This is a genomic window from Myxococcus sp. AB025B (genome assembly GCF_006518215.1).
Taxonomy (GTDB): Bacteria; Myxococcota; Myxococcia; order Myxococcales; family Myxococcaceae; genus Myxococcus; species Myxococcus fulvus.
On sequence record NZ_SRLW01000053.1, the window covers coordinates 1 to 26093 of the forward strand.

General features: G+C 70.7%; 22 protein-coding genes. 8 read left to right on the top strand and 14 right to left on the bottom strand.

What is annotated here, in order from left to right:
- From FL311_RS11395 to FL311_RS11405, 3 genes are all read left to right on the top strand, one after another.
- The coding region (locus FL311_RS11395; protein ID WP_141325069.1) for a phosphate/phosphite/phosphonate ABC transporter substrate-binding protein at window positions 1-499 on the top strand (499 nt) is incomplete at its 5' end.
- Window positions 500-584: 85 nt separating this feature from the next.
- Window positions 585-947, top strand: a complete 363-nt coding sequence (locus FL311_RS11400; RefSeq protein ID WP_141325070.1) for a GFA family protein — start codon at window positions 585-587, stop codon at window positions 945-947.
- Window positions 948-1086: 139 nt separating this feature from the next.
- Window positions 1087-1341 (top strand): hypothetical protein, encoded by a 255-nt coding sequence (locus FL311_RS11405; RefSeq protein ID WP_141325071.1) that lies wholly within the window; start codon window positions 1087-1089, stop codon window positions 1339-1341.
- 28 nt (window positions 1342-1369) lie between these two features.
- On the opposite strand, the gene FL311_RS11410 is transcribed toward FL311_RS11405, so the two are convergent.
- The 6 genes from FL311_RS11410 to FL311_RS11435 form a co-directional block, all read right to left on the bottom strand.
- Window positions 1370-2782 carry a serine/threonine-protein kinase gene (locus FL311_RS11410; RefSeq protein ID WP_228556817.1) on the bottom strand — a complete coding sequence of 471 codons (1413 nt, stop codon included), beginning with the start codon at window positions 2780-2782 and terminating at the stop codon, window positions 1370-1372.
- Window positions 2783-2890: 108 nt separating this feature from the next.
- On the bottom strand, window positions 2891-5899 hold the full coding sequence (locus FL311_RS11415) for a choice-of-anchor D domain-containing protein (protein ID WP_141325099.1): 3009 nt from the start codon (window positions 5897-5899) through the stop codon (window positions 2891-2893).
- A 220-nt stretch (window positions 5900-6119) separates the two neighbouring features.
- Window positions 6120-6980 (bottom strand): alpha/beta fold hydrolase, encoded by an 861-nt coding sequence (locus FL311_RS11420; protein ID WP_141325072.1) that lies wholly within the window; start codon window positions 6978-6980, stop codon window positions 6120-6122.
- A 37-nt stretch (window positions 6981-7017) separates the two neighbouring features.
- A complete protein-coding gene (locus tag FL311_RS11425) occupies window positions 7018-7197 on the bottom strand; it encodes a hypothetical protein (RefSeq protein ID WP_223748455.1) in 180 nt (59 codons plus the stop codon).
- A 218-nt stretch (window positions 7198-7415) separates the two neighbouring features.
- Window positions 7416-9329 (bottom strand): AAA domain-containing protein, encoded by a 1914-nt coding sequence (locus FL311_RS11430; RefSeq protein ID WP_141325074.1) that lies wholly within the window; start codon window positions 9327-9329, stop codon window positions 7416-7418.
- Between the two features lie 219 nt (window positions 9330-9548).
- Window positions 9549-11861, bottom strand: coding sequence for a S8 family serine peptidase (locus FL311_RS11435; protein WP_141325075.1), 2313 nt, complete (start codon window positions 11859-11861; stop codon window positions 9549-9551).
- A gap of 315 nt (window positions 11862-12176) precedes the next feature.
- Between FL311_RS11435 and FL311_RS11440 the strand changes: the two genes are divergently transcribed.
- Window positions 12177-12650 (top strand): ATP-binding protein, encoded by a 474-nt coding sequence (locus FL311_RS11440; RefSeq protein WP_141325076.1) that lies wholly within the window; start codon window positions 12177-12179, stop codon window positions 12648-12650.
- Entirely contained in the window at window positions 12637-13407 is a 771-nt protein-coding gene (locus FL311_RS11445) for a tRNA(His) guanylyltransferase Thg1 family protein (RefSeq protein ID WP_305036146.1), read from the top strand. Before FL311_RS11440 ends, FL311_RS11445 begins: the two co-directional genes overlap by 14 nt.
- On the opposite strand, the gene FL311_RS11450 is transcribed toward FL311_RS11445, so the two are convergent.
- From FL311_RS11450 to FL311_RS11465, 4 genes are all read right to left on the bottom strand, one after another.
- Window positions 13404-14276, bottom strand: a complete 873-nt coding sequence (locus FL311_RS11450) for a transglutaminase-like domain-containing protein (RefSeq protein WP_228556818.1) — start codon at window positions 14274-14276, stop codon at window positions 13404-13406. The two genes, FL311_RS11445 and FL311_RS11450, sit on opposite strands and share 4 nt — an antisense overlap.
- A gap of 23 nt (window positions 14277-14299) precedes the next feature.
- Window positions 14300-14842, bottom strand: a complete 543-nt coding sequence (locus FL311_RS11455; protein WP_046715833.1) for a DUF350 domain-containing protein — start codon at window positions 14840-14842, stop codon at window positions 14300-14302.
- A 69-nt stretch (window positions 14843-14911) separates the two neighbouring features.
- On the bottom strand, window positions 14912-15610 hold the full coding sequence (locus FL311_RS11460; RefSeq protein WP_141325077.1) for a peptidoglycan-binding protein: 699 nt from the start codon (window positions 15608-15610) through the stop codon (window positions 14912-14914).
- Between the two features lie 84 nt (window positions 15611-15694).
- Window positions 15695-17065, bottom strand: a complete 1371-nt coding sequence (locus FL311_RS11465) for a glycosyltransferase family 39 protein (protein ID WP_194869166.1) — start codon at window positions 17063-17065, stop codon at window positions 15695-15697.
- Window positions 17066-17189: 124 nt separating this feature from the next.
- Between FL311_RS11465 and FL311_RS11470 the strand changes: the two genes are divergently transcribed.
- Window positions 17190-19283 (top strand): thioredoxin domain-containing protein, encoded by a 2094-nt coding sequence (locus FL311_RS11470; protein WP_141325078.1) that lies wholly within the window; start codon window positions 17190-17192, stop codon window positions 19281-19283.
- Window positions 19284-19308: 25 nt separating this feature from the next.
- Here the strand turns inward: FL311_RS11470 and FL311_RS11475 are convergent, their stop codons facing one another.
- The 3 genes from FL311_RS11475 to FL311_RS11485 all read right to left on the bottom strand — a co-directional run bounded on the left by FL311_RS11475 (window position 19309) and on the right by FL311_RS11485 (window position 22348).
- Window positions 19309-20826: a transglutaminase family protein gene (locus tag FL311_RS11475; RefSeq protein ID WP_194869167.1), complete on the bottom strand. Its 1518-nt coding sequence runs from the start codon at window positions 20824-20826 to the stop codon at window positions 19309-19311.
- Window positions 20827-20889: 63 nt separating this feature from the next.
- Window positions 20890-21357, bottom strand: coding sequence for a GNAT family N-acetyltransferase (locus tag FL311_RS11480; protein ID WP_046718419.1), 468 nt, complete (start codon window positions 21355-21357; stop codon window positions 20890-20892).
- A complete protein-coding gene (locus tag FL311_RS11485; protein ID WP_141325080.1) occupies window positions 21269-22348 on the bottom strand; it encodes a D-alanine--D-alanine ligase in 1080 nt (359 codons plus the stop codon). The genes FL311_RS11480 and FL311_RS11485 overlap by 89 nt, the downstream gene beginning before the upstream one ends.
- A gap of 147 nt (window positions 22349-22495) precedes the next feature.
- On the opposite strand from FL311_RS11485, the gene FL311_RS11490 reads away from it, so the two are divergent.
- Window positions 22496-23791 (top strand): HD domain-containing protein, encoded by a 1296-nt coding sequence (locus FL311_RS11490; protein ID WP_141325081.1) that lies wholly within the window; start codon window positions 22496-22498, stop codon window positions 23789-23791.
- Entirely contained in the window at window positions 23788-25320 is a 1533-nt protein-coding gene (locus FL311_RS11495; protein WP_141325082.1) for an MBL fold metallo-hydrolase, read from the top strand. Before FL311_RS11490 ends, FL311_RS11495 begins: the two co-directional genes overlap by 4 nt.
- On the opposite strand, the gene FL311_RS11500 is transcribed toward FL311_RS11495, so the two are convergent.
- Entirely contained in the window at window positions 25317-26087 is a 771-nt protein-coding gene (locus tag FL311_RS11500) for a GlsB/YeaQ/YmgE family stress response membrane protein (RefSeq protein WP_228556819.1), read from the bottom strand. The genes FL311_RS11495 and FL311_RS11500 overlap by 4 nt on opposite strands.
- Between the last annotated feature and the right edge of the window lie 6 nt (window positions 26088-26093).

A 26093-nucleotide genomic window follows, 5' to 3' on the forward strand; every position in this document is an offset into this window, starting at 1 on the left:
GTCGGTGGACCGGCTCAAGGGCGCCACGGCGGCGTGGGTGGACCGGGATTCGGTGGCGGGGTTCCTGCTCCCCACCGCGTACCTGAAGGCGCAGGGCCTGGAGCCGGCGCGGGCCTTCTTCGCGCAGCACTTCACGGGCTCGTACCGGGGCGCGCTGGAGTCGGTGCTGGACGGCAAGGCGGACGTGACGAGCGTGTTCTGTCCGCCGGCCTCCACGGGGCTGACGTACACGACGGGCGTGGAGGATGTGCTGGGGGCGGGCGCGGGGCGCCGCTTCGAGCTCATCGCGTACACGGACGAGGCGCCCAACGACGGCGTGCCGGTGGCCATGGGGCTGCAGCCGCAGCTGGTGACGGCGCTGGAGACGACGCTGCAGGGGCTGCAGTCCTCGCCGGAGGGCGTGGCGCTGCTCAAGGACATCTTCAACGCGGAGCGCTTCGAGGCCGCGCCGCGCATGGGCTACCGCGCACTGTACCGCGTGGCGCTCGCGAGCCTGTAGCGCCTGGCGTGGGGTGGGCCGCATGCCGCGCCGCGGCGCGCGTTTTCGCGTGGACGTCCGTGCGAGCGCATGCAGGATGTCGCGCATGAGCGAGCTCAAGAGCTACGAGGGTGGCTGTCACTGCGGGCAGGTGCGCTACGAGGTGAAGCTGGACCTGTCCCAGCCGGCCATCCAGTGCAACTGTTCCATCTGTCAGAAGACGGGGACGATGCTGAGCTTCACGCCGGTGTCGCAGTTCACGCTGCGCTCGGGCGAGGGCGTCCTGACGGACTACCAGTTCAACCAGAACATCATCCACCACCTGTTCTGCTCGAAGTGCGGCGTGCGCTCCTTCGCGCGCGGCAAGGGCCCGGACGGCTCCGAGATGGCGGCCATCAACGTGCGCTGCCTGGACGGCGTCGACCTGAACACGGTGAAGACGTTCCAGTACGACGGCCGCAGCAAGTGAGTCACCGCGCCTCCGGGACACGAGGTCGCCGTGTCCCGGGGGGCGTGGGAGGTCGTTCCGACGCGGGGCGGGGGATGTGATGCAAACACCAGCACCTCGGACTTCGAGCACCTCGAGGTGGGCCCGCGTCCTCGCGGTCGTGGCCAGTGCGTTGCTGTGTCTCTACGTGTTCCGTCCACTCGACGGATACCTGGGGGAGCTGGCCTCGCTCGCCTTCAGGGAGGACACCGTCTTCGCGCCCGGCTATTCGGCCTTCAAGTTCTGGCGGATTCGCCGGGGGATGACCGAGGCCGAGGTCGAGCGGCTCGTGGGCGGGCCGCTGAAGACGTGGATGCCTCGGGATGCCGACCTGGATGAAGTGTATTGGAGCGATGCCGGGTTCTATGTCGACTGAGGTCGAGCCGAACGCGAGGGTGCCGGGGCTACGGCTCCTCGGGTTCCTCGGGCGGCTCGGGAGTCCGCGTGGGCACGCGCTTGGGCGCCGAGCCCGCTGTCCTGCCCGGAGGCGGTGAGGGCGCCTTGCTGGAGCCCGTGCCACCCTTGGCGGGCATCGGCGCGGCGGACGAGGTCGAGCCACCGCTTCGTCCGGGCGCCGCCGAGCCACCACTTGTCCCGCTTCGTCCGGCCACCGGCGCCGCAGCCGCGGAGGACCCCGTGGGCGCGCGCCGGGCGGGCGCCATGGGCGACGTGGACGACGCGGACACGCCGCCCGGGTCCTTCACCATCGCTGGCGCCGAGGCCGAGGAGCCTCCTGGCTTGCGCGCCGGCGTCCCCGCGGGCGTCGGACGCGCCGTGGGCCGCTGCCCGGAGCCCGCCGTGTCACCTGCGGCCGCTGCCGCCGCGGCGGCCTGCTGACGGGCCGCGAGCCTCGGGTCGTAGTGGATGACGGTGGGCTCGGCCGCGAGCCGCTCCTCCTCCAGCTCCTCCGAATACGCGTCCTGCATGAACGCCGCGAGGTGCGCGGGCGTCGCGTGCAGCTTCTGCTGCACCAGGAACTCATCCAGCGCGAGCTGCACCTCGCCCGCCGAGGCGAAGCGCTCCTCGCGCTTGCGCGCCAGCGCCTTGAGCACGATGGCGTCCAGCGCCTTGGGGATGTCCGGCATCACCTCGGACGGCGGGACAATCTTGGTCCCCACCACCGCCTTGAGCGTGGCGATCTCCGTGTCACGCTTGAACAGCCGCTGGTGCGTCAGCAGCTCGTAGAACACCGTCCCCAGTCCGAAGATGTCGGAGCGGTGGTCCAACGGCTCGCCCCGCGCCTGCTCCGGGGACATGTACGCGTGCTTGCCCTTGATGGTGCCCACCACCGTCTGGGAGAACTTCCCCGACGCCTTCGCCACCCCGAAGTCGATGAGCTTGACGCCGCCGTTGTAGCCGACGAGCACGTTCTGCGGCGACACGTCCCGGTGGATCAACGCCAGCTTGCGCCCCGACGGGCTGCGCGCGTTGTGCGCCGCATCCAGCCCCGCCGCCGCGTCCGCGATGATGCGGCACTTGAGCCCCAGGGGAATCGTCAGCTTGCGCTGCTGTGCCCTGAGTCCCAGCGGCCCCACCGCCTCGCCGTGCACGTACTCCATGGCGATGAAGTACTGCCCGTCCACATCGCCCAGGTCGTAGATCTGCGCGATGTTCGGGTGGTTCAGGTGCGCGGCGATGCGCCCCTCGTCCAGGAACATCTCGATGAACTCATCGTCCTCGGACAGGTGGGGCAGCAGCCGCTTCACCACCAGCAGCTTCTGGAAGCCCACCGGCCCCTTCTGCCGGGCCAGATAGACGGCGCCCATGCCGCCGATGGCGATCTTCCGGAGCAGCTCGTAGCGGCCGAATGTCTCCACGTCGACGCCACGATAGCCGCGCCGGGGCCAACTGAGGAAGCCCGCGGCGCGTCATTTCCCCGCCACGCGAAAGGCCCCACCTCTCGGAGGACGTGGGGCCCCCCGCACTCAGGGGCTCGAGGTGGGCGGCGCCTTGCACACGCTGCGGTAGCGCACCTCCACCGCCTGCCCGGGACGAGGCACCGCCGCGCCGCCGAAGACGATGGAGTTGGTCGCCCCGTCGTACGCCCACTGGCTCTCCGGCACCTGCTGGCCCTGCACGTACACGGACATCTCCGCCTGGCCCGTGGGCGTGGTCGTCAGCGGGAAGTCCGCCTGCAAATCACCAGCGCGCTGGATGACCGAGTCGAGCAGCGGCCGGTAGTTGCCCTCGCAGATGGACTCCGCCCGGCCACCCGTGCCGCGCGCCACCTCCACGAAGCGGTCCGCGTCACTGCCCGCCGTGGTGCAGCGGTTGTCGGTGGGCACCAGCGCGTAGAGCTGGCTGCGGTGCGACATGCCCGTGCCCTTCAGCGTCTGGAGGAACTGGATGTAGCTGTCCGGCGCGAAGCCCGAGTTGTCGTCCTCGTCCGCCAGCACCACCACCGCCATGCGCGCCGCCGGCCGCGTGAAGCCCCAGTTGCCGTCGTTGGGCTGCGCGGTGCGCGGGTCATCCGTCTGCTCGGACAGGGGCGCTGACAGGGCCTGCCGCATCGTCTCCAGGCCCTGCACCAGGTTGTGGCACAGGCCCACGTCGATGTTCGCCTGCAGGCCCGCCGCCGCGTTGGGGCTGGCGCTGGACAGCACGCGCGCCCGGTTGCCGTCCACCGGGAACAGGCGCCCGGCCTCGCCGCCGTTGGCCCCGCCGCCGCACTGCGGCCCGCGCTGCACCAGGCCCGTGCTGGTGACGCCCATGCGCACGTCCACGTTCTGCTGCCGCGCGTAGTCCAGCCAGCCCGGAATCGCCGCCTTCAGGCGCTCCTGGTACGGGTCCATCGTCGTCGTGTTGGAGACCACGAAGAGCACGTCCAGCTGGCTGTCGGTGCCCTGCGTGTAGCGGTCCACCTGGATGCCCTCGTGGTTCGTCTCGCCGAGCAGCGGCACCATGAAGGGCGTCGGGTCCGTCGCCGTGCGCAGGTACAGGGGCGAGTAGTGCTGGCCCAGCACGGTGCGCGAGTAGTCCACCTCCAGCTCGAAGCCCTCACCCGCCTGCAGCGTGCGTGGCTGGGTGATGGGCGTCAGCAGCGAGAACTGCGTGCTCGTCCCCTGGCCGATGTCCGTGCCCGTCACCGTGAGCGGCTCGCTGCACCGGTTGGAGATGTACGTCTTGCGAGGCGCCGCGGCGCAGTCGTAGCGGATGGGGCCGAAGTCCACGTAGGACGGCGTGGCCACCAGGCAGCTCTGGCGCGACACACCCTTGAGCGGCAGCGTCACCGTGGGCGCCGCGGGGTTGTTCACCGTGAGCTTGAGCTCACCCGAGTACTCGCCCTCCGTCCGCGGCCGGAAGGCCACCATGGCGCTGAAGGCCGTGTCGTAGAGCACCACGCCGCCCGTCAGCCGGCCGCCCGGCATGAAGAACGCGCCGCCCGCGTCGTTGGACAGGTGCACGTCCTTCACCGCGCACTCGGCCCGGCCGGGGTTCTTGAAGCGGAAGCCCAGCACCGCGCCGCGGCCCGGCACCACGTTGCCGAAGTCCATCATCGGCTGCGGCGACAGCTCGTACACGCACGGGCCGCTGGTGCGCGAGCGACCGGTGAGGATGATTTCGCGCTCCGCGTTGAACAGGTCATCCGAGCGCACGCGCAGCCGGGCCCGGAAGCTGCCCTCCACCGTCGGCTCGAAGTAGACCTTCAGCTCCAGGGCGTCGTTGCCCGGGGCAATCTCCAGCCCGCCCGACTCCAGCGTGGGCCACGCGCCCGACGCCCACGGCAGCCGCTGCGTGCCGCGCGTGGGCACGTCCACGTTGAACTGGTTGCTGTCGCCGTCGGACGCCACGCCCATGAAGCGCAGCGAGCCGTTGGTGCCCGCGTTGGTGATGCGGATGACCTGCTCCACCTTGCCGCCCACCGGCAGCTCGCCGAAGTCCAGCGCCACGGGCGTCACCGCCAGCGTGGGCCGGCCGCCTCGCGCGTCCAGGATGACCTCCGACTGGCGCGGCTTGTCGGACGCGTACTGCACCTTGAGGTCCCCCACGTTGGGGCCGGAGAAGCGCGCCGCGAACTCCATGGGCAATTCCACCACCTCGCCCGGCGCCACCGTGGTGCCCTCCGGCTTGGAGAGCGGCACGAAGGCGTGGTCGCTGGTGATGAGCTGCGAAATCGTCACCGGCCGCCAGGTGATGTTGCGCGCGCGGGTGAAGGACTTGGTGCGCTCGTGCACCGGAATCAAGTCGAACGGCACGGGCGCCGGGTCGAAGACGAAGGCGCTCGCCACCGAGTTGCCCTTGAGCTCCACCACCGACGGCGTGCACGCCTCGCACGAGCGGACCTCCAGCTGGGCGTCCATGGCGCCCAGCGCGCGCGGCAGGTACTGCGTGCCCACCTCCACGGTGGAGTTGGGCGGGATGGTAATCGTGTCGGGCGTGAAGGGGTCCGGCCAGTCGCCGCGCACCGCGAGCGTCAGCGGCAGGTCCACCGGGTTGTTGATGGTGACCGTCAGCTTGCGCTCGCTGTCCACCTCCAGCGTCTCGTAGTCGAGCACCGGCGGAAACAGGCCAATCTGCGTCGGCGTGCCCAGGCCGGTGACGCGCACCTGCGCCTGCGCGCCCTGGTTGGCGTCCGTGGAGACGAACACCGTCTCCTCCGTCACGCCCTCGGCCAGCGGATGGAAGCGCACCTTCACCAGGTGCGACTCACCGGGCATCACCCGGCCGCCACCGTCCGTCAGCTCCACCTCGTATGAGGGGTTGCCGATGATGGCCAGTGCCTCGATGGCGAAGAAGGGCACATAGCCGACATTGCGGATGCGCACTTCGCGCTCCCGCCACTCGCCCACCGGCACCTCGCCGAAGTCGAGCACGTCCATGTCCACCACCGCGGTGGCCTGCACCGAGCGGGTTTCATTCCCCTCGTGACACGCCATCGTGGTGGTGACGAGCACCGCCAACGCGAGGACTCGCCCCCTCAACCCCATCCCCATTGTCCGCTCCCTCACCCTTCTCCCCACACGCCCCCGGATGGGTCCGGTGCGTGATCCGCCGAGGCGCGGTAATCCAAATCGCATACCAACCGAAAGGACGAGGACGCTGTCCTGAATTCAAGGGGTTGGGATGCGCAGTGGCGGTAAGGAGCCTGGGGTGGAACCGATTTGCCCACGCCTGGGAAAGAGTTTTCCGGGCGTTCTGACCGGGTGACGCCCTTCAGCGGATGAAGTCCGCGAGCGCGCGGGCGACATCCTGGGCACGCTCCATGTGGACGTGATGCCCACCCGGGAGCACGAGCGGAGGGCCCGAAAGTGTACGCAGCGCCTCAAGCCGCCGGTCCAGCTTCGCCGCGTCCGGCCACAGCCCGTCCTGGCCCCGGATGAGGAGCACCGGGCACGTCACCGCGGCCTGCAGCGCCAGCCACTGCGCCTCGTCGTGTCCGTGCGCGAACCTGCGGCGGTGTCGTGGATCAAACGTGAAGACCACGCCTCCTTTCTCATGGGGCCGGGTGCCGTGCCGGGCCAGGTGCAAGGCGGCGGCCGGGGGCAGGGTGGGGTTGTTCTCCCTCAGGCGCGCGGCGGCGGCCTCCACGTCCGGATAGGGCTTGGAGTTCGGCGGCCGGCGCGCGTCGTTCATGAAGGCGCGCAGCCGCTCCACCGCGTATTCGGGCGGGCCGCCGGTGGGGCCCAGGCTCTCGATGAGCGCCACGTCCAGCACGCGCTCGGGCCGCACCGCGGCGTACGTCAGCGCGATGATGCCGCCGAGCGAGTGGCCCACCAGGTGGGCCTGCTCGAAGCCCAGCCCGTCCAGCGCGGCCTCCACGTCCAGCAGGTGGTCTCCCGCCTGGTAGTTCGCCTCGGGCGGGGCGTGGGCGCTCTGGCCCATGCCGCGGAAGTCGAGCAGCGCCACGCGCCAGTCGGCGGGCACGTGCTCGAGCACGGCGTCGAAGCTGTGGGAGTGGTCCAGCCAGCCGTGGAGGAACAGGACGGCGGGCCGGGTGGGGGCGCCTGGACGCACGCGCACGTGCAGTCGCAGGCCCTGGGCGTCGACGAAGCGGGATTCGAGAGAGAGGGACACGGGCGGCTCCTGACCCGTGCCTTATCTCATGGCCGGCCTAGCGGACCGGCGACGGCGGACGCGGTGGCCCACCCGTGTCCGGCTTGGACATCACCATGGCCAGCTGCCGGGCCTGGTTCTCGGTGGCGCACCGGTACTCCTGCACCTTGCCGTTCTCCTTTTCGATACGGAGAACCCAGACGTCGTTTTCCTTCGTCACGTTCGGACGTTGAGACATGTGGCGGTTCCTCCCCGCCACGGCGGTAAGCATGTCTCATGCCCGACAACAGGGCTTGAGCCAAATACCTGATATCCGGGTGCGCTCCCCCGCACAGGTGGGTGGAGGTGACAAATTTGGTTCGCCGTTGCGACAATTTTTGGAGGCTGACCCCGACAGTCCTTGCGTAGTACCCCAGGGCTGGGTCGGCGTGGACCTGCCGATGTGAGGCATTGCGCTCAGGGGGCGTCGGGCCACTCCCAGGCGGAGCGGTAGCCGGCGCTCGTTTGAGTCCCTTCGATGAAGCGGGCGTAGAAGGGGTGGCCGCTGAGGGTGGCGGAGTCGCCGACGACGAAGAGGTGGCGGCGGGCGCGGGTGAGGGCGACGTTCATGCGGCGCAAATCGTTGAGGAAGCCCACCTGGCCCTCGCTGTTGGAGCGGGTGAGGGAGACGAGGATGGCGTCCTTCTCGCGGCCCTGGAAGGCGTCCACGGTGTCGACCTCCACGTCGGGGGCGAAGGGCTCCAGCCGCTCGCGCAGGCGGTGGGCCTGGGCGCTGTAGGGCGTAATCACGGCGAGCTCGCGCGGGTCCAGGCCGTGGCCGAGCAGCGCGCGCACCCGGGCCTCGATGAGGTCCGCCTCGCCGGTGTTGAAGAGGCTGTGGGTGGTGGGCTCGACCTCTTCGTCGAAGCCCTTGCCGGCGGTGTCGAGGAAGAGGACGGGCGGGGCGTCGACCTCGGTGCCCGGGGGCAGCACGTCCTGGAGCGTGTGGTCCGCGACGGAGGGGTGCGCGCGCAGCTGGCCCGCGTACATCTCGCGCGAGGGGAAGTCCATGATGCGCGCGTTCATCCGGTACTGCTCGCGCAGCATGCGCTTGACGCCGTCGCCATGGTCCTCGAGCAGGCGCTCGAAGAGGCTCACCGCCAGGCCCGCGCGCGCGGCTTCTTGTGAGAGCACGGTGGGCGGCAGCTGCTGCGGGTCTCCGGCGAGGATGACGATGGGGGCGCGCAGGAAGCCCAGGAGGGCGAGCGGCTCGGTGGCCTGGGTGGCCTCGTCGAGCAGGGCCAGGTCGAACTTCTCGCCGGCGAGCACGCTGGACTCCAGGCTCGCGAGCGTGACGCAGACGACGTCCGCGTTGGCGAGCACGGAGCGCACGGCCTTCTTCTCCAGCGCGCGGGCCTCGTCGAGCATGGCCTTGGCCTCCGTGGTGGAGGCGCGGGCGTTGGAGAAGCGCTCGCGGCTGCGGCCCTGGGTGCGCTGGCGCCGGGCGTAGCCGAGCAGGGAGAACGCCTCGTCGAAGAGGTCTCGGGAGATGACGCGGTCGGGGTGCTCCTCCACGACGATGTCCAGGGTGTGCTCCTGGAGTCGGGCCGCGACGCGGGCGGGGTGGCCCACGCGGATGGCGCGCAGGCCCTTGGCGAGGCACAGGTCCAACAGGTGGTCCACGGCGGCGTTGCTGGCGGCGGTGCACAAGAGCCGCTGGCCTTTGGCCACGGCCTGGGCGGCGACCTCCGCGAGCACGGTGGACTTGCCGGTGCCCGGGGGGCCGTGGACCAGGAAGAAGTCCTCGGCGGCGAGCGCGCGCTTCACGGCGTCGAGCTGCTCGGGGTTGAGGGGGCGGCTCGGCTCGAGGTCCCTGGGGGTGTCGGAGCGCGGGGGCTCGTTGCCCAGCAGGACCTCGCGCTTGCGGCGCTCCAGGCCCTTGTCCATGGCCTTCACGCGCTGCAGGCCCGCGCGCATGCGCTCGTAGGTGATGTCGTTGGGGACGACGTCCAGGCGCAGGAGGCCCTCGTGGACGTAGGGCGGCGGAGAGCGGTCGAAGGCGAGCTGCAGGCGCGTGGCGCTGGCGCGGGAGACGAGGGCGCGCGCGGGCTCGCTCACCTCGGCGCGGCGGGGGAGCACGGCGACCAGGTCTCCGTTGTGGAGCCGGGCGGGCAGGCGCGCGCGGTCGGCGCGGGCGAGCGTCAACAGGACGCGGCCTCCCAGGCCGACCGCCTCCTCCACCGTCTCCAGGTCGAGGACGGACAGGCCCTGCTCCTCGCGCTCGTGGAGGGACAGGCCCTGGGCGAGGGTGGCCAGGCGGGCTTTCTCGGCCTCGCGCTCCTTGGCGAGGAGCGAGCCGAGCTGGTCGAAGAAGGAGACGTCACGGGCCATGGCGCCGAGTCATGCCACGCGGGCGAGTCGGGCGGCCAGTGTCTTGGGTGCGCCCGTGTCGCCCGGAGGGCGGAGCGGGAGGAGGGCTCGGGGCCCGACCTCGATGCACCACCGGGGCCGATGGGCCGACCCCGGTGGTGTCGCGTGAGCCATGCGCTCACGGACGATGTGTTCGGGCACGCGCGCCGAGGCCCGCTTCCCGGCCCCGGCGCGAAGGTGTTACGGGACGATGAGGCCGCCGCTCACCACCAGCGCGTACTTCGCGTCGATGACGCGCGTGGAGAGGTCGGCGTCCTGGACGATTTCGTCGCCCAGCACCTCCACCTTCCAGCTGCCCGCCTCGGGCGAGACGAGGAAGACGTTCTCGACGGTGTCGACCTTGTTGGACACGCCGCCCGACGTGGAGACGTTGCCCGCGGACAGGCCGTTGTTGCCCCAGTAGACGACGCCCGAGGGCGACGTCACGCGCAGCGACAGGTCATTGATGCGCGCCTGGGCCGCGCCCACCGTGCCGGCCGGGTCCGTGTAGACGAGGGTGACGTTGAGCTCCTTCTCCGTGCCCGTCACGCTGACCTTGTACTCGTTGACGCCCAGGGGCAGCAGGTTGTCCGTCTCGTTGATGATGCTGGTGGAGCCCGAGCGGTCATGCAGCCGCTTGAGGTCCGCGGTCCCCCAGCCCTGGCGCACGCGCGTCAGGTCCGCGTTGTTGCCCGTGACGTTCCAGTTGTAGCGGTGCGCCAGGTTGATCATCAGCGCCTTCGCGGTGGCCATCTGCGGGCGGCTGGCGAACACGTCCGCGCCGCCGCCGAAGCCCGCCCACACACCCTCGTGCCACATCTGGAACAGCAGGCCGAAGTGCCCCGCCGTCTGCGGCGTGGCCGCGCTGGTGCCGCTGAAGTTGTAGTACGACGTGTTGCTCGAGTTGTTGGCCGAGCGGACCGCATCGTAGAAGAACGACAGGTCCGGCTTGATGCGCCCGTCGGCCGCGGGGCCGATGCTCGCGCCGCCGTTCCAGCGGTCATCGTCGCGGTTGGCGTTGTCGTAGTGGTAGAAGCCGCCCACCGACACGATGTTCTTCGCCCACGCCTGGGGCCGCGAGTTGCGCGTGCCGGAGTTGCTCTGCGACTGGGTGCTCAGGATGGGGTGCTTGAACAGGTAGTCGTCCACCTCGGCGGAGATGGTGGTGTACGCGGTGCCCAGCGTGCTGCCCACGCTGGAGGTCTGGAACACGGCGCGGTAGGGGCCGGCCGGGTCCGTCAGCTCGCGGTTGATGTCGTAGCGCGACTTGGGGCCGCCGAACTGACTGGACTGGCTGTAGAGGAAGAAGATGCCCTGGCCGTCCGGCAGGAGCCCCTTCGCGGTGGCGTCCACGCCCCTGGCGAAGTTGATGCTGTAGCAGCTTGTCCCGTGCGCGCTGCCCGCGCTGGACGTGCTGTGGATGAGCGGCGGCGTCGCCCACTCCTGGTGCGTCGTGCGCAGCTCGGTGTCGAAGATTTCGCCGCGCACGCCCTGGCCCGTGAAGCCCTCGGCCGTCTGGATGTAGTTGGCGCCGCCGACCTCGCGCACGTTGTTCATGTCCACTTCACCGGGGCCGCCCCACCGGTCGATGTACTGGACGGCGTTGGAGCGCGCGAGCCGCTCCAGCTGGTCCTGCGTGAGCGTGGCCTCCACGCGCAGCCCGCCGGCCTCCACCAGCTCCACCGTGCCGCCCAGCTTGCGCACCGCCTCGGCGACCTCGTCCTGACGCGCACTGCCGCGCTCGCCCACCATGATGGAGTAGCGCTGCGGCTCCAGCTTCGCCGCGCGCCCCGTCAGCGACTCGCGCAGCACGTCCTCCACGCGGTACTCGGGATGGTACGGCCCCACCCAGCGCACGAAGGGCAGCTCCGCCACGCGCTTGCGCGCGTCCGCGTCCAGCTCCACCAGGTACGTGTGGTCCGTGAGGAAGCGCAGCACCTTGCCCTCGCGCTCCAGCGCCTCGCGCAGCTCCGGCAGCGGCGTGGCCTGCAGCTGCACCAGCGAGAGCGTGTTCCCCGTGTCCGCGGCCAGCGTGTCGGCCACCAGCGGCGCGCCCTGGCGCACCGGGTCGAAGCTCACGTGCGCCAGTCGCACCTGGTACGAGGTGGGCTGCGCGCGCCCGAGCAGCTCCGTGCCGCCGCGGCTGTAGGCGAAGAAGTCCTGGCGCTTGCCGTCCGCGCCCGTCTCCTCCCAGACGTGCAGCTGCAGCGTCGTCTTGGGGACGGCCAGCGTCCTCAGTGACTGGATGGTGTTGTCCGTGCGGTGCAGCACGCGGCCCGCGCCCGTGACGAGCGCGTGACGTCCGCCCGCCGTCGCCACCAGGCCCGTGGCCGGCTTCGCCGAGCCCACCGCCGCCGCGTCCACCACCCGCGCGGGGAGCATCGACGCGCGCTCGACGCGCGAGGGGGACTTCGAGGCCGCGAGGACCGGAACGGGGGCCACCATCCCCAGGCCCAGGGCCATGACGGAGAGCCGACGCCAACGTAACGCATACGACGAGAGTGAGGTCTTCATGGGTGTCTCCTGCTCGGGTTGCGCTTCGTGCTGCGGCCGCCGCTTCCGGACTCCAGTCCGGGCGGCGGATTACGACATCTCTTAAAAAACAGTAATTCGAGACTTAATTGTTAATCGAGCAAAGCGAGTTGAATCAACACATTCGCCGCGAAAGGCGCGCGAGCTGTGCGGCGGCGTACATCGCGAGCGAATCCGGGTAGACGCGAGGCGGCACGCTCGCGCGACGTGATGAGTGGCGCGTGCGTGTCTCGCGCGCAGTGGCCCGGGGGCGAGCGTCAGCCGGTCTGTCGGCGCCGCGTCCGGAGGGCTTCCGTCATGGAACTCATCCTCTTCATCGGGTTGCAGGCCTCCGGCAAGAGCCGCTTCTTCCGCGAGCGCTTCGCGGACACGCACGTGCTGGTGAGCAAGGACCTGTGGCCGCACGCGCGTCGCAAGGAGGCGCGTCAGCGTCGGCTCGTCACCGAGGCGCTGGTGGCCGGGCGCTCAGTGGTGGTGGACAACACGCACCCCGACTGTGAGCAGCGCGCTCCGCTCATCGCCCTGGGGCACGAGCTGGGCGCGCGGGTGGTGGGCTTCTATTTCGAGTCGCGCCTGGAGGACTGCCTCGCCCGGAACGCCCGGCGCGAGGGGCGGGCGCGGGTGCCGGAGGTGGCGCTGTACGCCACGGTGAAGCGGCTGTGCCGGCCGCGCCGCGAAGAGGGCTTCGATTCGCTGTACCACGTGCGCTGGGCCGCCGAGGGCGGCTTCGTCGTCGAGGACTGGAAGGAGGACACGGATGATGGACGCTGACGAGCTGGCCGGACGGATGCGACAGGGGGAGTGGTTCCACGCGCTGCGCCTCCTGCCGGGAGCCTGGGCGGTGCTGCGCGTGGACGGGCGGGGCTTCTCGCGCTTCACGCAGGAGCGCTTCGAGAAGCCCTTCGACCCGCTCTTCCACCGGTGGATGGTCCGCACCGCGAGCACGCTGCTGGAGGAGCTCCAGGGCGTGTACGCGTACACGCAGAGCGACGAAATCTCCGTGCTGCTGCGGCCGGACGCGTCGCTCTTCGACCGCGAGGTGGAGAAGCTGGTGTCGCTGTCGGCGGGCCTCGCCAGCGCCACCTTCACGCACGCGGCGGGCGTGCCGGCGGTGTTCGACGGGCGCGTGTGGCTGGGCGCGGACGAGCGGGCGGTGCTGGACTACTTCACGTGGCGACAGGCGGACGGCAGCCGGTGCTCGTTGCAGGGCTGGTGCTACTGGACCTTGCGCAAGGAGGGCTTGAGCGCGGCGCAGGCCACGCGCGAGCTGGACGGCAAGCCGGTGGCCTTCAAGAACGAGCTGCTGTTCCAGCGCGGCATCCACTTCAACGAGCTGCCCCTGTGGCAGCGCCGGGGCTCCGCCATCTTCTGGGAGCGCTACGTGAAGGAGGGCGTGGACCCGCGCGACGGCTCGCTGCACCAGACGACGCGCCGCCGGCTGGGCGTGGACTCGGAGCTGCCGATGAAGGAGGCCTACGAGCGCTACCTGCAGGCCGTGCTCGCGCGGTCCACGCCGGAGCCGCGCTAGCCGGAGGTGGCGGCGTCCAGCGGCATCACGCGCCACAGCCGGGGCTTGTCGTACTTGGGCGGAATCATGCCCGGCGGCCAGCCCTCGGCGGTGACCTCGGCGTACTGGTAGCTGCGCCCGCCGTGGCGCAGGCGGGTGCCCGTGCCCGGCAGGCCCACGCCCACCGCCGCGTGGGCCAGCGGGTCCGAGTAGAGCATCACCGCCTCGATTCCCACCTGCCGCAGGAGCATCACCGCGAGCAGCGCCTTGGAGTCGCAGTCCCCCCGGTTCCTCGCCGGCACCAGCGCCGGGGGGATGATGCCGAAGGGCTCATCGGTGGGCACCTCGTACTGGATGCGCTGCACGAAGCCGAGGATGAGCCGCGCGGCCTGCTGCGAGTCCAGCCCGCGCTCGCGGATGGCGACGATGAAGCGCTCGCCCAGCGCCTCCACGGGCCCCGCGTTGCCGCGCATCAGCTCCTCGTAGATGCAGCGCATGTCCGCGGAGCAGCCGCTCGGGGGCTGGTAGGTGAAGCGCTCTTGGCCCAGCGAGCGGTAGCGCAGCCTGCGCCCGAGCACCTTGTGCTGGTCCTCCAGCCACGCGTCCAAGAGCTCACCCAGGCCGTACCCCAGCCGGCTGCCCGGCGGCCGCAGCCCCTCCGTGTTCCAGTCGTACGTGAGCGCGCGCGAGGGCGACGTGTCGGCGGGGATGAGCACCAGGCCCAGGTCCACCACGTCCGCGCTCGGGGGCAGGCCCGGCTCCACGGGCGGCGCCTTCGTGTCCACCAGGTGCCCCACCATGCCCACGCCCAGGCAGCACAGCACGCTGGTCAGCGTGAACCCGGCGAGCAGCAGCTTCAGGGCCGTCTTGAGTCCGGCGCTCGTGGACATGGCCTCGCCCGTTGCCTCCCGTGTCAGGCCGGCGCCACCAGCGTCCCCTCGGGGAGCTGGGGGAAGGGAATGAGGCCGTTGAGGGCCGCCTGGAGCCCGGGCGCCGTCAAGAGCGCGAGCACCAGGAGGATGGCGGAGAGGATGAGCCCCGCGGCGACGTTGCCCTTGCGCACCTCGGCCAGCTCGTCGATGCCCGGCGTCATCCGGTCGAACAGGAGGATGCCCAGCGCGAGCACGGTGACGCCGACGATGAGCGACAGGCCCACGTGCAGCGCCGCCACGGCGATGAGCCCGGGCACCATCGACCCCTGGAAGTGCGGGGCGCGCACGGCCAGGTCCACCGCGTCCGACGTGGCCTGCACCGCGTGCTGCACCAAGAGCCCCAGCGACACCAGGCTGGAGGCGTGCACCAGGCCCGCCGCCACGTTGCCCTGGCGCAGCTCCTCCTCCGGCCGCGAGCCGAGGATGCGGCTGAGCCCGCGCAACGCCAGCCAGATGCCCAGCGCGGCCACGAGGCCGCCCAGCACCACCTTGATGAGCCCGACGACGAAGAGGGTGAAGTCCATGGGGAGCGCGAGCGACGCGTCACCCGCGCCGCCACGTCCGGACTCTACACCCTGTGGGGCGTCAGCGGCTCACCCGTACTTGAGGCCCGGGATGAGCGCACCGGCCGTCCAGCCGCGGTTGTGGGCGCTGAAGATGTTCACCCCGTACGCGGAGCCGCGCGCCTCGATGGTGCGCCCGTCGCCCAGGCTGATGGCCACGTGGCCGGGGCGGTACAGGAGCGCGCCGCGCGTGCGCAGGGCCTCGTCCACGGAGATGGTGGTGCCCTTCTGCTTGAAGTACGGCAGCTGGTTCATCGTGCCGTCGGGCACCTTGACGCCCGCCTGGTGGGCCGCCCACTCGACCAGCTCCGAGCAGTCCCACTTCGACGGGTTCTTGTCGCTCATCTTCGTCTCCGCGCCGAAGACGTAGCGGTCCCCGCGCTGCGCGAGCGCCTTCTGCACGAAGGTCTCCGCGCTGCCCTTCGTGCCCGGCTGCTGCGCGGGCGGCCTGGCTCCGCCCGTCTTGTTCAGCGCGCCCCACGTCTTCGGGCCCACGATTCCGTCCTGCACCAGGCCCTTCGCCTTCTGGAAGGACAACACCGCCGCCTGCGTCTTCGGCCCGAAGATGCCGTCCACGGGACCGGGGTTGAAGCCCGCGGCGGCCAGCTTCTTCTGCAGCGTCGTCACCGTCGGGCCCTTCGAGCCCTTCTTCACGGTGGGGGGCGTGGCGGCGGCCGCGGTGGCGGAGGTGGAGACTCGACGCGAACCCGCAGAGGAGACAGTCGACATGGGGGACCTCTGTTTAATGGGCAAAAACGGTTTCCCTTGTTGTCGGTGAGAGGCTTTGAAAGTTGTCATGCCCTCCCGGGCACGTCAGGGTCTGGCATTGCGGACCCACCACACCCGGAAGAAATGCAGACGACGTCCCTGGAAAGTTCCAACCAGCTCGACGTGCTCGTCCATGATTTCGAAGCGGTCCGTGAGGGCGGCGGGGGCGAACGGGCCATCCTCTTCCACCCAGAGCACATCTTTCCCAGGCGGGATGGGGGGTTCTCCCCAGACGTCATATTGGCTGAAGCGGACGGGGCCTGCGGTGCCCACGGGGACGCGGGCGTAGTGTGCGATTTGTGACGCCAGCTGGTAGTTGCCGGCGAACACCGCGACGACGCTGTCTGGCTTCATCCCCGGGAAGAGCTTCTCGGGCGTGGACAGCTGGCGGAGCACGTCCCAGCCGTGGGTGCGCCACAGGGCTGTATCGCGCTTGAAGTTCAGCACCGGGAAGAACAGGTGCAGCGTCACCGCGAGCACCACCGCGAGCCCCGAGGAGGCCGCCGCGATTTGCCAGGGCCTGCGCATGCCCGCGACGCCCACGCAGACGCTGACATAGGCCATGGTGGTCCAGTTGACCTCGCCGCGCGCGCGCGACGCCGCGTAGCCGAAGAACAGCAGCGGCACGAGCGCGGCCATGCGCAGGAGGAACTGCTCGCGCGGGCCCTTGAACGCATAGACGAACGCGAGCGGGAGAATCACCAGTCCCCCGAAGGCGAGCTGCCCCGCGATGAACTCGCCGAGCGTGCCCCAGCCGCCCTTGCCCTCGAGGCCGTGACGCAACTGGAACGCGATGCCCACCCAGTCATGGCGCGCGTTCCACAGCAGCACCGGGAGGAGGCACAGCGCCGCGAGCGCGCCTGTGCCCCACGCGCCCTTGGGCAGGCGGCGCACCTTCATCGCGGTGACGAGGAAGGCCACGCCCAGGAGCACCGCCGGGAACTTGGCGAGCAGCGCGAGCCCCGACGCGACGCCGGCCCACACCCAGCGCTCGCGCCACAGGGCCCACAGGGCCAGCGTCCAGAACAGGAGCAGCGGCGAGTCCGGCGTGGCCCAGACGCCGGCCACCATGCCGCCGGGCACCACGCTCCACAGGGCCGCGGCGCTCCAGGCGGCCTGACGGCTCTGGTACACGTCGCGCGCCAGGCCCCACACCGCGGCGATGGTGCCCGCGCCGCACACGAGCGCGGTGGCGTGGATGCCGAGCAGCGCGATGAGCCACGCGACGAGCGGAGGGTGGTCGTAGTAGCCCCAGTCGAGCCGCCGCGACCATTGCCAGTAGTAGGCGGTGTCGAAGTAGACGTCGGTGCCGAACGCCAGCAGGAGCCTCACGATGAGCGCCACGCCCACCAGGGCGATGCACGTCTTCAGTCCGAGGCCGACGGGGTTGGGCGGGGCGGGGGCGAGGGAAGCCATGCTCACGTCTTGTCGACAGCGTACCCTGCTCGCGTTCGACAGTGGAGGGTCGCGCCGTTGGGACTTGCTCCGGATGGCGGGGCTCCATATGCCCTGGGTCCGGCAGTTCCCGCCCGGAGACCCCATGGCCACCCACCCTCCGTCGTCCGGCTCCACCCACCGTCTGGCCCAGGAGCCCTCGCCGTACCTGCGCCAGCACGCCGACAATCCGGTGGACTGGTTCGCCTGGGGCGATGAGGCGCTCGCTCGCGCGCGCGCCGAGGACAAGCCCATCCTGCTCTCGGTGGGCTACTCCGCGTGCCATTGGTGTCACGTGATGGCCCACGAGTCCTTCGAGTCGCCCGACACCGCGCGGCTGATGAACGAGGGCTTCATCAACATCAAGGTCGACCGCGAGGAGCGGCCGGACCTGGACCAGATCTACCAGGGCGTGGTGCAGCTGATGGGGCAGGGCGGCGGGTGGCCGCTGACGGTGTTCCTCACGCCGGACCTGAAGCCCTTCTTCGGCGGCACGTACTTCCCGCCGGAGGACCGCTATGGCCGGCCGGGCTTCCCCCGGCTGTTGATGGCGCTGCGGGACGCGTGGGCGAACAAGCGCGAGGAGGTGCTGCGGCAGTCCGAGCAGTTCGCCGAAGGCCTGGGGGAATTGGCCGCGTATGGGCTGGACGCGGCGCCCGGCGTGCTGTCCGCGGAGGACGTGGTGACGATGGGCAAGCGCATGGTCCAGCAGGTGGACCCGGTGCACGGCGGCTTCGGTGGCGCGCCCAAGTTCCCCAACCCGATGAACTTCTCGCTGCTCTTGCGCGCGTGGCGGCGGGGCGGTGGCGCGCCGCTCAAGGACGCGGTGCTGCTCACGCTGGAGCGCATGGCGCTGGGGGGCATCTACGACCAGCTGGGCGGAGGCTTCCATCGCTACTCGGTGGATGCGCGCTGGTTGGTGCCGCACTTCGAGAAGATGCTCTACGACAACGCGCAGCTCGTGCACCTGTACGCGGAGGCCGAGCAGGTGGAGTCGCGTCCGCTGTGGCGCAAGGTGGTGGAGGAGACGGTGGAGTACGTGCGCCGCGAGATGACGGACGCGGGCGGCGGCTTCTTTGCGGCGCAGGACGCGGACAGCGAGGGCGAGGAGGGGAAGTTCTTCGTGTGGCGTCCGGACGAGCTCCACGGGTTGTTGTCGCCCGAGCGCGCGGAGCTGGTGATGCGGCACTTCCACGTCACGCCGCAGGGGAACTTCGAGCACGGGGCCACGGTGCTGGAGGTGGTGGTGCCCGCCGACACGCTGGCGCGGGAGCGGGGGCTTCCGGTAGCGGAGGTGGAGCGCGAGCTCGTCGAGGCGCGGCGCGTGTTGTTCGAGGCGCGCGAGCAGCGGGTGAAGCCAGGGCGGGACGACAAGATTCTCGCGGGGTGGAACGGGTTGATGATTCGCGGGCTGGCGCTGGCCTCGCGGGTCTTCGAGCGGCCGGACTGGGCGCGGCTCGCGGTGGCGGCGGCGGACTTCGTGCTGGCGAAGCTGTGGGATGGGACGCGGCTTTCGCGCTCGTACCAGGAGGGGCAGGCGCGCATCGACGGGTTCCTGGAGGACTACGGGAACCTCGCCTCGGGGCTGACGGCGCTGTACCAGGCCACGTTCGACGTGAAGTACCTGGAGGCGGCCGAGGCGCTGGTGAAGCGCGCGGTGGAGCTGTTCTGGGATGAGGAGAAGCGGGCGTACTTCACGGCGCCGCGCGGTCAGAAGGACTTGGTGGTGGCGACGTATGGCCTGTTTGACAACGCGTTCCCCTCGGGGGCCTCCACGCTGACGGAGGCGCAGGTGGCGCTCGCGGCGCTCACGGGCCACGAGCACCACCTGGAGCTGCCGATGAAGTACGTGGGGAAGATGCGCGAGGGGCTGGTGGCCAACGCGATGGGCTACGGTTACCTGGGGCTCGCGGCGGACGCGCTGCTGGAGGGCGCGGCGGGGGTGACGTTCAGCGGCTCGCGCGAGGCGGTGGCGCCGCTGTTGAGCGCGGCGAACCGCGTCTACGCGCCCACGTTCGCGTTCGGCTGGAAGGAGGAGGGGAGGCCCGCGCCCGCGCTCCTGAAGGAGCTGTTCGAGGGGCGCGAGCCGGTGGGCGGCAAGGGCGCCGCGTACCTGTGCCGGGGCTTCGCGTGCGAGGTGCCTCGCACGGACGCGAAGGAGCTCGTCGAGCGACTGGCGCTGGCGCACCGGGGGGCGTGAGCACGTCCCCCGGAGGTTCGCCGCGTTACTTCACCTCGACGACCTTCAGCGTGCCGATGAGGGGCGTGATTTCGGCGTTGCCCTCGTAGCCGAACGCGAAGTGCGTGGCGTCCGCGACGGGCTGGTTGAACGTGGGGTCCATCTGGGTCCACTCCCCCACGAACGCCTCCACCCACTCGTGCCAGTACAGCGCGGGCACGCCGTCCTGGTTCACCATGTAGATGACACCGTCCACGCGCCGCGCCGGGATTCCCGCCGCGCGCAGCAGCGCCACGCTCAGCAGCGAGTGCTCCGTGCAGTCACCGCGCTTCTGGCGCAGCACATCCGTGGCCCGGTCCGCGCTGGCGCCGTAGTCCTTCTCCAGGTGTGTGGCCACCCACGTGTTCACCTTCTGTGCGGCGCGGTACGCGTCCTTCTCGTCCCCGATGATTTTCTTGGACTGCTCGCGGATGGCCGGCGCGTCGCTCTCCACCATGAGCGTGGACTTGAGGTTCTCCCCGCCGTCCGGGTCCGTCAGCGGCCGGGGCTTGCGGTTCGCCGTCGCGGGCGCCGCGGCCAGGAGCGTCACGTCCACGCCGCCATCCGGCCGGGCCGTGAACTTCTGCCGGTACGTCTCCACGCGGAACTTCTCCGGCAGCCCCTGCACCACCAGCTTCACGTTGCCGGGCACCGCGCGCGCCGCCTCGGGCAGCGGCTTGGGCAGCACCACGCGCGTGAGGCCGAACACCTCCACCAGGTCCATCCGCTTGGCGACCGCCTCCGTCTCCTTGCGCGCCTGCATCGTCTTGCCGAAGTCCACCAGCACCATCTCCCCACGCTGCGTCACGTAGGAGTCCACCGGCACCTTCTCCTTCTGCGACAGGCTGCTGGCCTTGCCCAGCTTCACCTTCACCCCGTTGAGCGTGCGCTGCTCCGGGGCCTCCACCGTCGTCGACAGGCCGTAGGTCTCCAGGTCCATCCCGTCGAGCGAGAAGCCCTCCACCTTCGCCTTGCGAAAGAGCGCCACGCGCGCCTGGTCCGCGTCCTCCACGTGCTCCTTCGGCGCGGGCAACAGCGGCAGCACCTCGTCCGCGTAGCCCACGCGCTTGCGCACCACGCGCAGCTTCCCGTCGGGCGTCGTCGTGCCCTCCAGCGTCTGGTCGCCACCATCCCCGCGCTGCGTCACCGTGAAGGACAGGAGCCGTCCGCCGGCCTTCGCCTCGTAGACGCGCTCCTCGCGGTGGTTGCGCTCCGACAGGCGCGTGCCGACCAGCGCCTTGAACACCAGCTGGTTGACGCTCTTCACCTGGGGCACCGCCCCGGGCACCAGCACCAGGTCCGTGAACAGCCAGCCCACCTTCTTGTCCATGAGGTACAGGCCGAAGAACTCGCCGCCCTGGGGGCGCGGCGCCTTCAGCACGTCGGACGCGTCGGCGGGGAGGGAGGCGGACTTCGCGGGCGCCGCGGCCTTGGCGGGCGCGGCGGCCTTCGCGGAGGGCGCGCCCGTCAAGAGGGCGCACAGGGCCACGAGGGCCAGGGACATCGGTCGGAGCGTGCGGGTCATCACGCCCCTTCTAACGGGGGAGGCGGGCAAAGTCTTCACCCGCCCCACACCCCGTGCGGTGGACTACAGCCGCTTGGTGAGGATGATGAGGTCGTCGCCCACCTTGTAGAAGTCGCGGATGCGCGCCTCCTCGCCGTACTTCATGGACGCATAGAAGCCGCGCGTGGGGCCGTAGGCCTCCGTGGCGCTCGTCTCCACGCGGATGAGCCGGCCGTTGCGACGGCGAAGGTCGCCCTCCATTCCGGACACCAGCGCCGCGCCCACGCCCTGGCCACGCACCTCCGTGGCGGACGCAATCCAGTACAGGTCGTACGTGTCCTCCGTCATCGGCGTGGGGCCGTAACAGACATAGCCCACCAGCTGACCGGCCCGGTCCGCGACGATGATGGCGTAGTCCGTGTTGCCCGACTTCAGGGCCTCGCCCACCAGCTCGATGGCGACCTCAACCTCCTGCGGCGAGAAGGTTTCGATCTTTCGAATCAGCGCGGCGAGGGGCTCCCGGTCCTTTTCTTCGATGGGACGGATGTCCATGGGCTCTTTCGGTAGCGACCTCCACCAGCCGGGTGGCCAGCGCGGCGTAGTCCAGGCCCGCGGCGGCCGCGGCCCTGGCGAACCCGGCTCCCGGATGGAGGTCGCAGTTGGGGTTGATATCGATGACGTAGGGCACGCCCTCCGGAGACACCCGGAGATCGACCCGGCCATAGTCCTGACAATCGAGTGCTGCGAAGGCTTCCAGCGCGACCTGCACACAACGAGCTTCCAGCGCCGCATCCACCTGGCACGGCCCGGCGGGCGTATCCCGATACTCCTCGGAGCCCGCCTCCCACTTGGCGCTGTACGACACGATGTTCGGCCGGTCCTCGAAGGTCCGACCGAAGTGGATTTCCGTCAACGGCAGCGCGCGGCGCGGCTGGTTGCCGAGCAGCGGCACGTAGATTTCGCGGCCGGCGATGAACTGCTCCACCAGCGCGGGCTGATGGAACTCGCGCAGCACCTGCTCACAGGCGCGCACCAGCGCCGCCCGCTCGTGCACCACCGAGTCCCCGCTGATGCCCATGCTGGCGTCCTCGCGCGCGGGCTTCACGATGAGGGGCCAGGGCAGGTCCACCGCCAGCGCGTCCTCCAGCCGCTCCACCACCCGGAAGCCCGGGGTGGACACGCCGCGCGCATAGAGCAGCTCCTTCGCCTTGGGCTTGTGCAGCGCGAGGCCCAGCGAGAGGGCGGACGAGCCCGTATAGGCCAGGCCCAGCGCGTCCAGCAGGCACGGGACGGCCATCTCCCCGCGGCTGTCGGCGGCGAGCGACTCGCAGAGGTTGATGACCAGGTCCGGCTGACGCCGCCGCAGCGTGTCCACGAAGTCCAGCCGGTCGCCCTCGATGGCGAGCGGCTCGGCGAGGGTGTCGCCCTTCGTGAGGGCCTCGGCGAGCGCCGCGGCGACCCGCACCACGTCCTCGCGGGCTTCCCGGCCCGGGTCATCCTGGAGGAGCTCGTGGTCGCGGTTGTGCAGCAGAATGATGTGCATTCGGAGGTGGCCGAGGGTTAGCACGTCCCTCGGTCCTCGCCCAGTCCGCAGGTGACGGTTGGTTACCTCCTGGGCTACCTCCCGCCAGGGCTTGAAGTACGGTGGAATACCTCCGGTGGGGGTATCCAGGAGTATGGAAAGGGCATCATGCGCATCCGCGACCCCATCCACGGCACCATCCCGGTGAGCGACGCCGAGAAGGCGGTCATCGACAGCCGGCACTACCAGCGGCTTCGCTATGTGCGGCAGCTCGGCTTCGGCGACCTGGCCTTCCCCGGGGCCACGCACACCCGTCACATCCATTCGTTGGGCGCCATGCACGTGGCCGCGCGGGTGTTCGCCGCGGTGGCCTCGCGGTCCACGCTGCCCGAGGATGTGCGCGAGCGCTTCTGCACCGCGGTGCGTCTGGCCGTGCTGTGTCATGACCTGGGGCACATGCCGCTGTCGCATGCCTCCGAGCGCATCGCTCCGAAGCGCTCGCTCCTGCGGCTGCCCGGCTGGCTGGACTCGGCGGCCGAGGGCGAGCAGGCCACCCACGAGGACTACACGGCCAAAATCCTGCTCGACAGCTCGCTGACGCCCATCCTCGAGCGCGAGTTCGGGCGGCTGGGCATCACCCCCATGGCGGCGGTGGCGCTGATCACGGGCGCGCGCCCGCCCAAGGACCCGGGCTTCACCTGGCAGGGTGTGGACTGGGCGCCGCTCTTGCGCGCCATCGTCTCCGGCGAGCTGGACGCGGACCGCATGGACTACCTGCTGCGTGACTCCTTCTACACGGGGGTGAACTACGGCCGGTACGACATGGATTGGATCATCAACAACCTCAATCCGGCGGTGAAGGACGGGCGGGCCTATCTGGCGTTGAGCCGGGCGGCGGCGTTCGCCTTCGAGGACTTCCTGCTCAGCCGCTACCACATGTTCGTGTCGGTCTATCTGCACCACACGTCGGTGAGCTTCGACTACATGCTGCGGCGCTACTACGAGGAGTCGCCGGGCGAGTTCGAGATTCCCTCGGACCCGGAGGCGTTCCTGCTCTGTGACGACTCGGCGCTCTGGTACACGCTGCGCCGCTCGCGCAACCGGTGGGCCCAGCGCATCATCACGCGGCAGGGCTTCAAGCTGCTGGCGCAGTTCACCGAGCGCGACGCCGGGTATGACCTGGACGTGCTGAGGAGCGCACTCGTCTCGTCGGGCTTCGAGCACTACGTCGTCGAGTCGGTGAATGTGCTCAGCAAGTACGCCTCGGGGCCCTCGAGCACGGGGCCGAGCCTCTTCATCGTCGACGCCTCCACGGGTCGGCTGACGGAGGTGGCGCGCTACACGCCGCTGTATCAGCGCTACAGTGGCGCGGTGCGCCTCACCCGGCTGTATGTGAGGCCGGACCAGTCGGCTGCGGCGCACGAGCTGATGGGCCAGCTGTTGGGCCAGACGGTGCGAACATGAGCGAGCGACTCCCCGGTCTGGGCCTCGGCCTGGACCTGCAGCATGTCCCCAGTGAGCCCAGGGGCTCGGCCGTGGCGTTGTTGTACCGCCGCGTGGGCGCGGGCGTGGAGGTGTACTGGGTGAAGCGCGGCAAGGCGCTGGCCTTCGCCGGCGGCTTCTATGCGTTCCCGGGTGGGAAGCTGGACGCGGCGGACGCGCAGGTGCCGGTGCGGGGTGTCACGGGCGAGGAGGCCGCGCTGCGCTCGGCGGCGGCGCGCGAGCTGTTCGAGGAGGCGGGCGTGCTGGTGGCCGAGGGCGCCGAGGCGCTCTCGCAGGAGAAGCTGGACGCCCTGCGCAAGGCGTTGCTCGCGGGGAAGCTCGGGTGGGGGGAGCTGTTGCACGCGGAGGGACTGGCGCTGCGCGCGGACGACTTCCGGGGCGCGGGGCGGTGGATCACGCCGCCGTCGGTGCCGGTGCGCTTCGACACGCACTTCTATCTGGTGGAGCTGCCGCCCAGGGCGCGCGCGGAGCTGTGGCCGGGCGAGCTGTCGGAGGGGGCGTGGATTGCGCCAGAGGCGGCGTTGGCTCGGTGGAATGACGGCACGGCGCTGTTGCATCCTCCGGCGGTGCATGCGCTCCAGGTGCTGGGCACGTTCAAGGACGAGGCGGATGCGCGGGCGCGGCTGCTGACGCCGCCGTACTGCCCTGGGTACATCTCGCAGCGCATCGAGTTCCAGAAGGGTGTGCGCGTGGTGGCGCTGGAGACGGCCACGCTGCCTCCGGCGACGCACACGAACGCGTACGTGCTGGGCAACGGCGAGCTGTTGCTGGTGGACCCGGGCTCCGGGGACGTGAAGCAGTACGCGAAGCTCTTGTCGCTGGTGTCGAGCCTGAAGGCGGAGGGGTGCAAGCCGGTGGCGGTGGTGCTGACGCATCACCACGGCGACCACGTGGGAGGGGCGCGCGCGGTGAAGGAGCGACTGGGGATTCCGCTCTGGTGTCATGCGAAGACGGCGGAGTGGCTCGACTTCCCCGTCGAGCGGCTGCTGGAGGATGGCGAGGTGCTGGAGCTGGCCGGGGACGTGCCGCAGCGCTGGCGCGTGTTGCACACGCCGGGGCATGCGCGGGGACATCTGTGTCTGGTGGACGAGCGCAGTCGCTCGGCGGTGGTGGGGGACATGGTGGCCGGCGTGGGCTCCATCGTCATCGACCCGCCCGAGGGCAACATGCGCGACTACCTGGCGCAGCTCGCCCGGCTTCGCGACTGGCCCGTCACGACGTTGTACCCGGCGCATGGGCAGCCGCTGCCGGATGGTCCCGCGAAGCTCCAGGAGTACCTGAACCACCGCGCGCAGCGTGAGGCGCTCATCTTCGAGGCGGTGCCCACGGACGGTGTCTCGCTGGCCGAGGTGGTGGAGCGCGCGTACGCGGATACGCCGCCGGTGATGCACCCGGTGGCGGAGCGCAGCGCGCTGGCCACGCTGGAGAAGCTGGTGGCCGAGGGCCGCGTGCGCGAGGAGTCGACTCGCTACTTCCGGCAGGGGAGCTAGAAACGCCCGATGAGACCGAAGCGCGGGCCGTGCTCGGTCATCCCGGCCACGGGCATCAGCCGCACGCCGGTGTCCGCGCGCGTGGGTGCCACGGGCTTCACGGCCGAGTGCGACTGGTGCGACAGCTCGTAGCCCGTGGTGGCGCCGATGACGGGCAGGAAGAGCAGCAGGGCGGAGACGGCCTTGTCGTCGTCGGCCCCGAGCACGAGCGAGCCCAGCAGCGCGCCGCCCCAGCCCACGAGGCTCCCGCCGACAGTGGCGAGGATGGTGCCCTTGCCGTCCATCAGCCGTCCGCCCGCCCACGTCCCCGCGGGCACGCCGATGACAACGCCGGTGAGCCCGCCCACCAGCGAGACGACATTGCACTCGTCACAGCCCACCGTGGGTGCGCCCAGCAGGTAGCCGACCACGAGCCCCACCGCGCCGCCCGCGATGCCACCCGCGGTGCCTCCCACGAACTCCACCGCGATGCGCGGGACCGGGTCCTCCACGGCCGCCTTGCGGCTGGGTCGGGCTTCCTCCGCCACCTGCGTCCCCGCGTCGTCCGGGGGCGTGTCCTGCGTCTGTCCGCTCGAGCCCTCGTCGTCGTCCTCCTCGTCCGAGTCGGTCCTGTCGCCAGGGGACACGGGGACGAGCGGCGGGGGCGTCAGCTCGGGCGCGGGGCGCTTCGCGGGCTCGTCCTCGGAGACGTGCTGACCCCACGCGGGGCCCGTGCTCAGAAGGAGCAGGCCCACCAGGAGGACAGGATGCGCGCGCGAAAGCCTCACCCGCAC